This window comes from Pseudomonas sp. CFBP2511, from assembly GCF_030209255.1.
Classification (GTDB): domain Bacteria; phylum Pseudomonadota; class Gammaproteobacteria; order Pseudomonadales; family Pseudomonadaceae; genus Aquipseudomonas; species Aquipseudomonas avellanae.
In genome coordinates this window covers 321,994-335,077 of sequence record NZ_JARVSI010000010.1, presented here as the reverse complement: position 1 = coordinate 335,077, position 13,084 = coordinate 321,994, and the positions used below count along the sequence as shown (strand labels likewise).

Genomic DNA, 13,084 nt, shown 5'->3' with positions numbered 1-13,084 from the left:
CAGCGGGTTTTTATCAGACCTTGACGATCCAGCCGGCGGGCGGCTCGATGTCACCGGATTGCACACCGGTCAGTTCCTTGTACAGACGCTGGGTAACCGGGCCGACGTCGGTCTGGCTGTAGAACACGTGCAGGTTGTCCTGGAAGGAAATGCCGCCGATCGGGGTGATCACTGCAGCCGTGCCGCACGCGCCGGCTTCCTTGAATGTGTCGAGCTGGTCGATGAACACATCGCCCTCCTCGACCGTCAGGCCCAAACGGTTTTTTGCCAGTTCGATCAGCGACAGGCGGGTAATGCCTGGCAACACTGATGGCGATTTAGGCGTCAGGAACACATCGTCGCTGGTGATGGCGAAGAAGTTGGCCGAACCCACTTCCTCGATTTTGGAATGAGTCTGCGGGTCGAGGTAGATACAGTCCGCGAAGCTGTGTTTCTTGGCTTCCGAACCCGGCATCAGGCTGGCGGCATAGTTGCCACCGACCTTGGCAGCACCGGTGCCGTTGGGCGCAGCACGGTCGTAACCGGAGATCACGAAGTTGTTCGGCTTCAGGCCGCCCTTGAAATAAGCACCAACCGGAATGCAGAAGATCGAGAAGATAAACTCTGGCGCAGTCCGCACGCCGATATTGTCACCCACTCCGATCACGAACGGGCGCAGGTACAGCGCACCGCCGGAGCCATACGGCGGGATGAAACGCTCGTTGGCCTTGACGACCTGCTTGCAGGCCTCGATGAACACGTCGGTGGGTACATGGGGCATCAGCAGACGGGAACAGCTGCGCTGCATACGCTGTGCGTTCTGGTCGGGACGGAACAGGTTGATCGAGCCGTCCTTGCAGCGATAGGCCTTCAGGCCCTCAAAGCACTGTTGACCGTAATGCAGCGCGGTCGAACCTTCGCTGATGTGCAGCGTGTTGTCTTCAGTCAGCGAGCCCTGATCCCAGGCACCGTCGCGCCAATGAGACAGATAGCGTTTGTCAGTCTTGATGTAGTCAAAACCCAGAGTGTCCCAGTTGATGCTTTCTTGACTCATAACGCCCTCTATCATTTTAGCGACTGCCTGGACGAGTCAGGCCAATGCCTTATTCTGCCAGATCATTCAGGCTCTGAGGCTTGAAATAAATGCAAACTGACAGGGCGTTTCTGAAGCAACGCCATACACAGGCGCCACGTCAGTTGGCCGGCTGCTTCACCGATGCCTGACGCTGGCGAATATAGGCAAGGAAGGCGTCCATGTCGGAACTGCACAAGGTTCTCGCGACGGACTTGACCTCTTCCATGGGCCAATCCCACCAGGCGGCCTGCAACAAGAGGTCGCGAACATCCTCTTCAAAACGCCAGCGGATGAACTTGCAGGGGTTGCCGCCCACGACTGAATAAGGGGCCACATCACGCACTACCATTGCACCGGCACCGACAATGGCGCCATGACCAATTGTGACGCCCGACACAATCACCGCGTTGGCGCAGATCCAGCAGTCGCTGCCAATGACGACATCGCCTTTGCTGGGGGCGTAATCCTGGATATCGGAAACTTGCTCAACCATCGCAGGAAACGGATAGGTCGTGATCCAGTCGGTGCGATGCTCCCCGCCTAGCAGAATCTTCACGCCTTCGGCGATAGAAGTGTACGAACCGACTCGCAGTATCGAGTTGTCACCAAAGTCGACTATATCCGGTATGCCGTAGGTCCCTACACCTACAACAGCACGCGGGTATTTCAATCTGATCTTTTCGGCATGCCGTTCCAGCTTGTCCATTTTGCGCAACTGCCTGCGCACTTTCCTTGTTTTCAAAAGCTCGATAAATTTCATGACGACCTTGAATCAAATTGATTTCCGAACAGCACTGCCTTGCTCACCTATAGCTGAGGAGCAAGCGCTTGCAGCGCCGCAGGGTCGTTAGATTGGCGTATCTCAACGGGATGGAGCGCAGCAGGCTCCATGCATAGCGTTTATCGGCGACCGTCGCGTATTTTAGCGCCTTGTTGACGAGCAACGTACGCCCCCGCTGATATTCGCGATGATTGCGGTAGGGCTCGATGCTTTTCAGGTCGGCGTCCAGCAAGACCTTGTACTTGCGTGAAAGGTTGTTCGGATGACGGCGATAGCGCGTCACGACCTCGGGAATGACATGAATCTGGTAACCCAGATAGGCAATTCTCAACGTCGCCTGGAAATCCTGAACCTTGATTGTCGGGTCGTAGCCGTTCGCGTCGCGCATGGCCTTCATCCGGTACAGCGCCACAGGCGCTCCGACCACCACCGCGCCACGCAACACGTCGTCGAATGTCAGCCGCTCTATGTAATCACGCGACTGGCATTTGATCCTCTTGCCGTCACAGTCCATGTAGCTGATCAGCGCACCGACGCAGCCGACTTCGGGGTGCTTGTCCAGATACTCCGCACGGATACGCACTGAAGACGCAAGCATGATGTCATCGAGATCCGGCGTGGAGAGATAAACGCCTTTGGCATACCGAAGACCATGATTGAGAGCAGCGCTGACCCCTTGGTTGGCCTGACGATAAAGCTGGAACGGGTAACGCTCCTGCAAGGACTCAAGCATCGCGATGCTGTTGTCGGTCGAGCCATCGTCAACGATGATGACCTCGAAATGCTCGTAGTCCTGAGCAAAGATGCTCTGAATCGCAGCGTCGAGGAAACGCTCGGCGTTGTAGCAAGGGGCCACGATCGAAACCAAGGGTTTGGGCGTGAGGCTCTGACTTTCTGAAGGCATCATGGGTGACAGCCATAATCATGATCGGCCCTGGAGGGCTCGGAGACCGGGATATCCATAACAGGTCGTTCGAAAAACCGGCACATCATGCAATAAACAGCCCGGATTTTCTACGGCAGGTCACAAACGCCCTGTAACGAGGCATATCTGGCCGCTAAAAACCCGCCGCTATCGACGATTAGTCATTGAGTGTAGATTTGCATCCGAAAAAAAACCCCGTCCTTCGCAGAACGGGGTTTTCGATGTGTATCAGGAGAAGTCAGAAGGCGTACGTCACCAACAACTCTTTTGTCACCTGAAAGTCCACCGACATCATTACGCTCAGGGCAGTGATGGTGAAGATGGAGAACACGAACAGCTTGCGAGCCCAGACCGTATCGTCAACGGCCTTATAGCCCTTCCAGGCCATGTACAACCAGTACATGCCCATGCCTGCTGCAACAGCCAGGTAGTTGAGGCCCGCATAACCACCTACGGTCAACATCAGGGTCGCCACGAGGAACGCCAGGATGTAGAGCAGGATGTGGCGCTTGGTGACCAGAATGCCGCGCTGAACCGGTAGAACTGGAATCTTCGCCGCACGATAGTCATTGAAACGGAAGATGGCGATTGCATACGAATGCGGCATCTGCCACAGGCTGAACATCACCAGTAGCGTCAGGGCCGCAAAGTCGAAGCTGTTGCTCACTGCGCAGTAGCCGATAACCGGAGGCATTGCCCCCGACAGGCTGCCAACGAGCGTGCCATGAACGGATCTGCGCTTGAGGTACAGGCTGTAGAAGCCGACGTAGATCACAAACCCGATCACTGCAAACAGTGCAGCCAGTGGATTGGCCTCGGTGTACAGCAGGGCGACACCTGCAATACCCAACAGGGTGGCGTAGAGCAGGGCCAGTTTCAGTGAAACCAGACCCTGCACCAGGACCCGGTTACGGGTCCTTTCCATTCGCTGATCGATATCGCGATCGATGCAGTTGTTGAACACGCAACCGGACGCAACGACCAGGGAAGTACCGATTACCGCAGCGAGGAACACGCCGAAGTCGATATTTCCCTTGGAAGCCAGAAAAAAGCCACCTGCCACCGAAAGCACGTTACCGAAAATGATCCCCGGCTTGGTGATTTGGATAAAGTGCTTCAGTGACATCTGGGATTCCTCAATGCGCCATCATTTCGCGGTGGACACTGAAAATGATCCACAGCGACAGGCCGACCAGCAGGACAATAACCATCGTGGTAAAGGCGAAGGCCATCACGTTGTTGCGCTGCACACTCGTGAAATCCAGGTGCAGGAAGTAATGCAGATGCACGAGGATCTGGATGATCGCGAAGACCAGGACGATCGCAATCGTCATGTCTTTGGGCAACATAGGCGACATCACCAGGGCAAACGGAATGGCGGTCAGAATGACCGACAGTACGAAACCGATGATGTACGACTTCACGGAGCCATGACTATTGTCTTCAGCGGAGTGATGCGAATTTGACATTACAAAGCTCCCATCAGATAGACAACGGTGAACACGCCGATCCAGACAACGTCCAGGAAGTGCCAGAACAGACTCAGGCAGCTCAGGCGCGTCTTGTTGGTGTTGGTCAGGCCCTTCTTCTGGACCTGGAACATCATGATCGCCATCCAGATCAGACCGCTGGTCACGTGGACGCCGTGGAGACCGACCAGCGCAAAGAACGCTGAGAGGAAACCGCTGCGGCTCGGACCGTAGCCTTCGTGGATCAGGTGATGGAATTCATAGATTTCCATACCGATAAACGCAGCACCACACAGGAAGGTCAGTGCCAGCCAGCCCAGCACCTGACTCTTCTTGCCCTTGTACAGCGCCAGCATGGCGAAGCCGTACGTGATACTACTGACCAGCAGGAACGCGGTTTCCACGGCCACGAATGGCAGCAGGAAGATGTCCTGGCCCGACGGGCCACCCGCGACGCTGTTGACCATCACGGCGTAGACCGCGAAGAACGAGGCGAACAACACGCAGTCGGTCATCAGGTACAGCCAGAAGCCGTAGACCGTCATGCCACCGCTGTCGTGGTGATCGTCGTGCCCGTGATCATGGTCGTGACCGTGATCGTGGGCTCCGGAGTTGATTGCAGTATTTGACATTGTTTAAACCTGTTCCAGCGAGGACTTGACAGGAGTGTATGCACCGTTGGCCGCCAGGACCTTGTGATGCTCACCTTCAATACGCGCTACATCTTCAGCAGGCACCATGTAGCCCTGGTCGTCACGTACAGCGTGAGCAACGAAGACCGCAATGGTTGCGACCAGGCTCACGCCCACCAGCCACCAGATGTGCCAGATGAATGCGAAGCCGAAGACCGTCAGCAACATGCCCATGTACAGGCCGGTGGCCGTGTTGTTAGGCATGTGGATCGCCGAGTAGCGAGCCGGTACGTTGTACGCGGTGCCAGCACGCTTGGCATCGGTGAACGGGTCGATGTCGTCAGCTTTTGGCAGTTCGGCAAAGTTGTAGAACGGCGGAGGCGAAGAAGTGGACCATTCCAGGGTATGGCCATTCCACGGGTCACCGGTCAGATCGCGATTGCTGTCGCGGTCACGGATACTGACGAACAACTGGATCAGCTGCGAAGCGATACCCATTGCGATCAGCACCGCACCGAACAGCGCGACGTCCAGGTAGATGTTCCACTCTGGCATGTCGGTAGCGTTCAGACGACGGGTCATGCCCAGGAAGCCCAGCGCGTACAGCGGCATGAATGCGACGAAGAAGCCGACGATCCAGAACCAGAACGCTGCCTTGCCCCACTTCTCGTTCAGGGTGAAACCGAACGCTTTAGGGAACCAGAACGCGAAGCCGGCGATGTAACCGAAGACCGCACCGCCGATGATGACGTTGTGGAAGTGAGCGATTACGAACAGGCTGTTGTGCAGGACGAAGTCAGCACCTGGAATCGCCAACAGAACGCCGGTCATGCCGCCGATCGAGAAGGTGACCATGAAGCCCAGGGTCCAGAGCACCGGCGCTGTGAAGCGCAGACGACCCTGATACATGGTGAACAGCCAGTTGAACAGCTTCACACCCGTCGGGATGGCAATCAGCATCGTCGCCAGGCCGAAGAAGGCGTTGACGTTGGCACCGGCACCCATCGTGAAGAAGTGGTGCAACCAGACCATGAAGCCAAGGATACAAATCGCACCGGAGGCGAAGATCATCGACTTGTGGCCGAACAGACGCTTGCCGGAGAACGTGGAGATGACTTCCGAGAACACGCCGAATGCCGGCAGGATCAGGATATACACCTCAGGGTGGCCCCACGCCCAGAACAGGTTCACGTACATCATGGGGTTACCACCCATTTCGTTCGTGAAGATGTGGAAGTCCATATAGCGGTCGAGGGTCAGCAGCGCCAGGGTAGCGGTCAGGATCGGGAACGAAGCCACGATCAGGATGTTTGCCCAGGTGCAGGTCCAGGTGAAGATCGGCATGTCCATCAGTTTCATGCCTGGGGTACGCATCTTTAGTACCGTCACGAGGAAGTTGACCCCGGTCAATGTCGTACCTAGCCCGGATAACTGCAGTGCCCAGATGTAGTAGTCGACCCCGACGCCAGGACTGTATTGCAGCCCGGAGAGAGGCGGATACGCGACCCAGCCGGTTTTGGCGAATTCACCGACGCCCAGCGACAGGTTGATCAGCAGCATGCCTGCAACCAGTAGCCAGAAGCTCAGGGAGTTCAGGAACGGGAACGCCACGTCGCGGGCACCGATCTGCAGAGGCAGAACGATGTTCATCAGGCCCGTGAAGAACGGCATCGCCATGAAGATGATCATGATCACACCGTGCGCGGTGAAGATCTGGTCATAGTGCTCAGGCGGAAGGAACCCTTCGGCACCGTTCTGGGCCATCGCCAGTTGGGTACGCATCATGATTGCGTCGGCAAAGCCGCGCAGCAGCATGACCATGGCAACGATGATGTACATCACGCCGATTTTCTTGTGGTCGACAGACGTCAGCCATTCAGACCACAAGTACGTCCACTTGCGGAAATAGGTGATCAACCCGACAACCGCAATGCCGCCGAGCGCAATCATGGCGAGTGTCACCATGACTATCGGCTCGTGGAACGGCACCGCTTCCAGACTTAATTTGCCAAACATCGTTTACTCCTCTGCCCCAGCAGCTGAATTTTTGCCTTTTTCCGCAGCGTCACCGGCCACTTCCTTTTCTTCACCAGCGACGATCTTCTTGCCTGGATTCATACCTTCATACTTGTCGATGACGATCTGGAACAGGTTCGGAGTGACCGAGGAAAAGAGTTCGACAGGGTTACGTTCGCTCGGCTTGATCAGCTCGGCGTACTCGGCGGTGCCAAGCTTTTTAGGTGAATTCTTGACTTCGCTGACCCAGGCATCGAAATCTTCCTGGCTGGTAGCGATGGCCTTGAACTTCATACCGGTAAAGCCCGCGCCACTGTAGTTGGCCGAAATACCGTTGAACTCGTGATTCTCGTTGGCAATAAGATGCAGCTTTGTGTGCATGCCAGCCATTGCGTAGATCTGACCACCCAGACCCGGGATGAAGAAGGAGTTCATCACGCTGTCGGAGGTCACCTGGAAATTGATCGGAGTCTTGGCCGGGAACACGATCTTGTTGACCGTGGCGATGCCGTAGTCCGGGTAGACGAATACCCACTTCCAGTCGACCGAGATCGCCTGAATGGTGATCGGCTTGACGTTCGAATCAAGCGGACGGTAAGGGTCCAGCGAGTGAGTCGAGACGTAAGTGATGTACCCCAGGAAGACCAGCAGCAGCATGGGTACGCCCCAGACTGCGATTTCGATCTTGGTGGAGTGCGACCAGTCCGGCGTGTACTTGGCGGCCTTGTTGGACGCGCGATACTTCCAGGCGAAGATCAGGGTCATCAGGATGACCGGGATCACCACGATAAGCATCAGCAGCGTAGCGATTATGATCAGGTTCCGCTGCTCGATACCCACCTGCCCTTTTGGATCGAGCAGAGGTACGCCTTCGCATCCACTGAGCAAAAGCATACAGAAAAGGGCCAAGAAGCCAAAAAACCTGGGGTACCTTTTTTTACTCATTTCACGACCTCTAAAAAGCAGCTTGCGCGGTGCAGTTGGGTTTCGACCGCCAACACTTCGCCCTGCCAGTGCCGGCTAATTTTTTTAGATTGAACAAGGACCTGCCCCTACACGCAACGGCGTATCGACAAGTCCGGGTTTAGCTATGGATTCTTGTTTTTTGAGTTGCTGGAACTGCTCATGGTTCAGAGCAGACGCTTTCGACGCGGCCATCATACGCCCTCCGAGGCAAGCATTGCGCTGCCTGTTCAGAGTACACAGGGGACGCTCCAAGCCTCAAAATGCTGATCGTTCAGCCAGGCTGGACGACAAGTGACGGGGATTGTAGATACGTAAATTTTTAATGACTATGCCTAATTTTGTAACAGTTAATCTCCCAATGCGTAACAATAGACCTTCAAACGGGTGATTGTGACGAAAAAAAGCCCCGTAATCACGGGGCTATATGATCGAAAGCCCCTGTTTTTAGTAAGGTTTGCGGCGATTGCGAATGATGCACGCCGGTACCAGAATTGCCGTCAGGACAAACGCTGTCAGTGCCCATTGCGCGAGCGACAGCCCAAGCACCGGCGGATACGGCGTGGTGCAGAACCCGCTGACCTGAAACCCTGTAGGAAACAGTGTAGCCAATGGCAGGCCGTCGACAATGGGTTGCAGGATGTCGATTCCACAGCTATCTGACGGATGGGCAAGAATCCAGGCATGCCGGCCAGCGGCGGCGATACCGCCCAGGGCACTGAGGGTTACCAGCGCTTCGAACACCGTGACGCCACGGCGTCCGTTCATGGCTGCGCCGATGAAGGCGAAGATTGCGATGAACAGTAATGCGTAGCGCTGCAGGATGCACAGCGGGCAAGGCGCTTCGCCCAGCGCGATCTGCATGTACAGCGCACCGCCGATCAGGGACAGGCAGATGATACCCAGCAAAACCAGAAAGCGCTTTTCGCGTTTTAGGTAAAACGTGTCGTTGCTCATTCACATACCTTACTGAATTGATGAGGTGGTTCGCCAAAGGCGTTACTGCGTGCTGGCGAGGCTTGAAAGGCAGTGTACTGCCCGGCCGCACAGAATCGTGCGCGATGATCATCTGTCTGGACAGGCAACTCAAGCGTTCGCCAGCCATACGGACGCATTTGCCAGCCGGATGGTCTGCTGCGCAGGACGCACACGATCAGCAGCGCTTCAGCCAGCGGCCAAAATCAAAAACCTTCTATATATAGAGGTGCGTCACTTTGTCGCACCAGCTCTTCTATATATAGCTGCGGTATTTTGCCGCAGGCTGCGTTCTGATCAAAGCGCAGCTGCGTGCGAACACGCGACACAACGTGTGGGAAGCTGGCGAGCGACAATACGTCGCCCCCTGAGCGGTTTGACGCACCCGGAGCCAGACTGCCACTATGGCGCCTGTGCCAGCTCGCTGGTCCGGGCCACAGGCTTGAAGCAACACGGCGCCCTGAAACGATTTCGATGACACCCTCTGGTGAGCCCCGCTTTTTCAGCGCAGCGGCCGACGGTCGGTTAAAAATCCTCAAGCCAGCCCGCCGCAGGTCGATAACCTGTCATAGAAAGTTGTTTGCCGCCTCCAGGCGACGAAACACCTACAGCCAGAAGGTCAATATGTCCAATAACGTCCGAGCAGATTCACTTTCGCTGCTCCTTTTCACGTTGCGCAGCGGCAAGCTGATGGCGATCAACCTGCTCAAGGTCAGCGAGATCATTCCCTGCCCCGCCCTTACCCATCTTCCAGAATCACACCCGCACGTCAAAGGCATCGCGACGTTGCGCGGTTCATCGCTTGCAGTGATCGACCTCAGCCGGGCAATCGGCGAGCGTCCGCTGGCCGATCCCGATGGCGGCTGCCTGATCGTTACCGACGTGAGCCGCTCCAAACAGGGCCTGCATGTTCAGGCGGTCAGCAAGATCGTGCATTGCCTGACCACGGATATTCGTCCGCCGCCTTATGGCTCCAGCAGCAAATCGTTCATCACCGGCGTCACTCAGGTTGACGGCGTGCTGGTGCAGGTGCTGGATATCGAAAAAGTGATTCACGGTATTGCTCCGGCGCAAATCGTCGTGCAATCGACAGAGCTGGCCAAAGAAGACGCCGAGGTGCTGAGCAAGGCGCGGATTCTGGTCGTCGATGATAGCCAGGTTGCTTTGCAACAATCGATCATCACTCTGCGCAATCTGGGCATCGAATGCCACACGGCGCGCAGTGCCCGAGAAGCGATTGACGTGCTGCTTGACCTGCAGGGTACTGCGAGGCAGATCAACGTGGTGGTTTCCGACATCGAGATGTCGGAGATGGACGGCTACGCGCTGACCCGCACACTGCGTGACACACCTGATTTCAGCGACCTTTACATCCTGCTGCACACCTCGCTCGACAGCGCGATGAACAGCGAAAAGTCCCAGATTGCCGGGGCCAACGCTGTGCTGACCAAGTTTTCGTCCCCCGAGTTGACCAAATGCCTGATCGAGGCCGCGCGCACGGTAGTCGCTCAAGGGCTCTGACCCTTGAGCACACCCACCAGCGCCCTGACCCGGGCGATGCATCTGCCGAACATTACTGGTTGATGCGTCGCAGCCTGGCCGAGCCATTGCCCGCTGTGCAATGGCCTGCCGGGGTCAGTCCGCACCCTCTTACCCTCGACCGCGCGGCCGAAGCTCACGATCTGCTGATACAGGGCTATTGCGACGGTGCCGGCAGCGTGCCGGACTATCCGGCCTGGCTGAGCGCATTCGAGCGCGACCCAGAATTCGACTTGTCATTGTGTTTCCTGGCCTTGCGTGACGACGCTGTCGTAGGCGTGATCACTTGCTGGACCAGCGCGTTCATCAAGGATCTGGTCGTGCACCCCGATGCGCGCGCTGGCGGAATTGGCTTCGCGCTGCTCAATCATCTGTTCAGCCAGTTGCGTGGCCCCGTGACCCGACCACGCGAAGCAGCGGTCGACCTGCACGTCATGGAAAACAACCTCACGGCGCGGCGGCTGTACGAGAAATCAGTGATGTCCTACGTCAAGCGCTTCAACGCCCCGGTACGCTGACCCCGTCTGCTGCCCGGACCTGGCTGGCGCACAACTTGCTTTCTGACCTGCATCAGGCCGTAAACGACCAATTTCTGTCGCTCGGCGCGCACTTCTGGACGGGTCATCGAACCAATGGATACCAAGTTTTCCTGTGTGGGTTGCGGCGGTTGCTGCACGGATCACCACGTGCCGCTTACCCTTCTCGAAGCCAGGCAGTGGGCAGCAGACGGCGGCAACGTGATTGTCTTGACCGAGGCATTTCTGAGCAATGGCTATGGGGTTGCGCAAAACCAGCTGACCCATGCCACACGACGCTCGACTGAAGTGAACAGCGGCAGCACAACGGCCTTTGTGGCGATCACTTTCGCGGCTTATAACGTCGGGCGTTGCCGGAATCTTGACGAAGAAAACCTCTGCCGCATTTACGAACGACGCCCGCTCGTGTGCCGGATCTATCCGATGGAGATCAACCCGCACATTCCGTTGCGCCCTGAAACCAAAGGCTGCCCGCCGGAATCCTGGGAACAGGGTCCCGACCTGATCGTTGGCGACACGCTGGTTGATACACAATTGATGAGCCTGATCGAGCAGTCTCGCCAGGCTGATCGCGACGAGATAGCGGCCAAACAGTTGATCTGTCAGCAACTGGGCATTCGCACTACAGCCCTCAAGGGCAACGGTTTCGTCGCGTATCTGCCGGACATGAATGCCTTTGCTGCCGCCATCGAAAACGTCGCGAACCTTGCTGGTGCAGCGCCCGAGAATTCAGACTGGGAGTTTCATGTGGCCGGGCAACACGTTGTCGACACCCTGCAACAGGAGGGTGCCGACGTCACCGACCGAGAGCCGGTGTCTTATCTGTTCATTCCGTTGCAGGCGGCCTGAACGGATCGGTCACCCGATCAGCGCTTGCCCATCGACCGACGCGTACCGGCAGGGGCGACACCTGGCGTCTTGTGATGGCCATGTTTGTTGCCTTTCTGGTGCCAGGCCTGATCCTTTTTGGCCTGAGCAAACTCCGATGGCTTGAACGGAAAGCTGAAAGGCGCAATGACCGCCTTCTTTTCAGTGTCTGCGACGGAGTCGGTTGCGGCGTCTTGAACAGGGGGTTGTTCAGGAGTGGTCATGGTGTCACCAGAAAGTCGAATTGGCCGGGCCAGTGCCCGCGGTCGCGCAGCATACATCAATCGCCGCGCGACTGCCCGAGCCTCCTGTCGAGTGTGTGCGCAGATCATTTATAAAACAGATCCACCGTGATCTCCGCATCGAATGGCCCGGGCCTTGGCTTGTCGGTGTTCCAGTGCAATTCGGCATTGAAGTCCGCACTGGCAGCATTGGTTTCGCCCAACAGCTCCGCCAGGTGGAAAGGCTCGTTGTAACGCAATGGCTCACCATTGACCGCGCTGGTGATGAGTATGCCTAGCGAATCGTTGGCCACAGGAACGAGCAACTCGCCCTGCAGCGTACCGGTTATCGGCCTGAAACGCGCATCGATGCTGAACGGTGAATCGCACGACCGGCTGGTCTGCAGGGAAAAAGTCTGCGTGGCGATCAATTTGCCGACCACCACCTGTTGGATCGCCACGTCGCCGAATTCCACGGTTTCCGGGCTTACCGTCAGGTCGGCATCGCAGGCCACAAAGCGTAGTCCTCTGAGGTTGTTGATCACATAACTGAGGCTACGCCCTGGCACCCGATTCGTGTCTGTTGCGCCGCCCAGCTGAAAAAACCGGTAGTCGAGCAGATCGCTGGCAACGCCCGATGGTGGCGTGGCGCCGAACTTCTGAATGAACACGGAAAACGCCAGAGTGAAGCGCACCTTCGGGCAGTTACCGATGTTGTCCTCGCCTTCATGGCAGATCGGCAGAAAGTTGCCGGTACTGATGCGCCCGCTGCCTTGCAGGTAATCGGCGCCGCGCAGGGTCAGACCGGCACGAATACCCTGGCCAATCACCCGATTGTCCGGGTTCAGGTAGATGAAAATCTCTTCTTCGACCGACTGCAAGCCATCCTTGGCGCACTCGACCTGTACATTCAATGGCTCGGAACGCCAGACGACCTCGCCACTGGGAATCGATTCGGGGATCGCCACAGTGCTGTTCAAATCATCGTGGATCTCGCTTTCGCCAGAACCCTGAGTGGTACAGACCAATGCGAAAACGCAATTCGGGCTCAGCATCAGCAGCACAACAATGGACCGTAGCCAATGTTTGGCAGACAGAAGTTTCAT

Annotated in this window: 14 protein-coding genes; 3 read left to right on the top strand and 11 right to left on the bottom strand. The window is 56.8% G+C overall.

Annotated features, from left to right (window positions below):
- Positions 1–13: 13 nt before the first annotated feature.
- The 9 genes from QRN38_RS10070 to QRN38_RS10030 form a co-directional block, all read right to left on the bottom strand.
- Entirely contained in the window at positions 14–1,033 is a 1,020-nt protein-coding gene (locus QRN38_RS10070; protein ID WP_057418525.1) for a branched-chain amino acid aminotransferase, read from the bottom strand.
- 139 nt (positions 1,034–1,172) lie between these two features.
- Positions 1,173–1,814, bottom strand: a complete 642-nt coding sequence (locus QRN38_RS10065; protein WP_032710332.1) for a CatB-related O-acetyltransferase — start codon at positions 1,812–1,814, stop codon at positions 1,173–1,175.
- A gap of 43 nt (positions 1,815–1,857) precedes the next feature.
- Entirely contained in the window at positions 1,858–2,742 is an 885-nt protein-coding gene (locus QRN38_RS10060; protein WP_024667524.1) for a glycosyltransferase family 2 protein, read from the bottom strand.
- 256 nt (positions 2,743–2,998) lie between these two features.
- Positions 2,999–3,886, bottom strand: a complete 888-nt coding sequence (gene cyoE / locus QRN38_RS10055; protein WP_003375846.1) for a heme o synthase — start codon at positions 3,884–3,886, stop codon at positions 2,999–3,001.
- A gap of 10 nt (positions 3,887–3,896) precedes the next feature.
- Entirely contained in the window at positions 3,897–4,229 is a 333-nt protein-coding gene (gene cyoD / locus QRN38_RS10050; RefSeq protein WP_003375849.1) for a cytochrome o ubiquinol oxidase subunit IV, read from the bottom strand.
- Positions 4,229–4,861 carry a cytochrome o ubiquinol oxidase subunit III gene (locus QRN38_RS10045; RefSeq protein WP_005615570.1) on the bottom strand — a complete coding sequence of 211 codons (633 nt, stop codon included), beginning with the start codon at positions 4,859–4,861 and terminating at the stop codon, positions 4,229–4,231. Before QRN38_RS10045 ends, cyoD begins: the two co-directional genes overlap by 1 nt.
- A 3-nt stretch (positions 4,862–4,864) precedes the next feature.
- Positions 4,865–6,877 carry a cytochrome o ubiquinol oxidase subunit I gene (gene cyoB / locus QRN38_RS10040; protein ID WP_007244877.1) on the bottom strand — a complete coding sequence of 671 codons (2,013 nt, stop codon included), beginning with the start codon at positions 6,875–6,877 and terminating at the stop codon, positions 4,865–4,867.
- A 3-nt stretch (positions 6,878–6,880) separates the two neighbouring features.
- Positions 6,881–7,822 carry a ubiquinol oxidase subunit II gene (cyoA, locus tag QRN38_RS10035; RefSeq protein ID WP_005764024.1) on the bottom strand — a complete coding sequence of 314 codons (942 nt, stop codon included), beginning with the start codon at positions 7,820–7,822 and terminating at the stop codon, positions 6,881–6,883.
- Positions 7,823–8,287: 465 nt separating this feature from the next.
- Positions 8,288–8,797, bottom strand: coding sequence for a disulfide bond formation protein B (locus QRN38_RS10030; protein ID WP_024667522.1), 510 nt, complete (start codon positions 8,795–8,797; stop codon positions 8,288–8,290).
- 642 nt (positions 8,798–9,439) lie between these two features.
- Here QRN38_RS10030 and QRN38_RS10025 point away from each other — a divergent pair.
- The 3 genes from QRN38_RS10025 to QRN38_RS10015 all read left to right on the top strand — a co-directional run bounded on the left by QRN38_RS10025 (position 9,440) and on the right by QRN38_RS10015 (position 11,739).
- Positions 9,440–10,336 carry a chemotaxis protein gene (locus QRN38_RS10025; protein ID WP_003375857.1) on the top strand — a complete coding sequence of 299 codons (897 nt, stop codon included), beginning with the start codon at positions 9,440–9,442 and terminating at the stop codon, positions 10,334–10,336.
- Between the two features lie 62 nt (positions 10,337–10,398).
- Positions 10,399–10,872 carry a GNAT family N-acetyltransferase gene (locus QRN38_RS10020; RefSeq protein ID WP_005764028.1) on the top strand — a complete coding sequence of 158 codons (474 nt, stop codon included), beginning with the start codon at positions 10,399–10,401 and terminating at the stop codon, positions 10,870–10,872.
- A gap of 114 nt (positions 10,873–10,986) precedes the next feature.
- Complete coding sequence (locus QRN38_RS10015) at positions 10,987–11,739, top strand: YkgJ family cysteine cluster protein (protein ID WP_005764030.1); 753 nt, start codon at positions 10,987–10,989, stop codon at positions 11,737–11,739.
- A gap of 17 nt (positions 11,740–11,756) precedes the next feature.
- On the opposite strand, the gene QRN38_RS10010 is transcribed toward QRN38_RS10015, so the two are convergent.
- On the bottom strand, positions 11,757–11,981 hold the full coding sequence (locus tag QRN38_RS10010; RefSeq protein WP_003375863.1) for a hypothetical protein: 225 nt from the start codon (positions 11,979–11,981) through the stop codon (positions 11,757–11,759).
- A gap of 104 nt (positions 11,982–12,085) precedes the next feature.
- Positions 12,086–13,084, bottom strand: coding sequence for a fimbrial protein (locus tag QRN38_RS10005; RefSeq protein ID WP_057418524.1), 999 nt, complete (start codon positions 13,082–13,084; stop codon positions 12,086–12,088).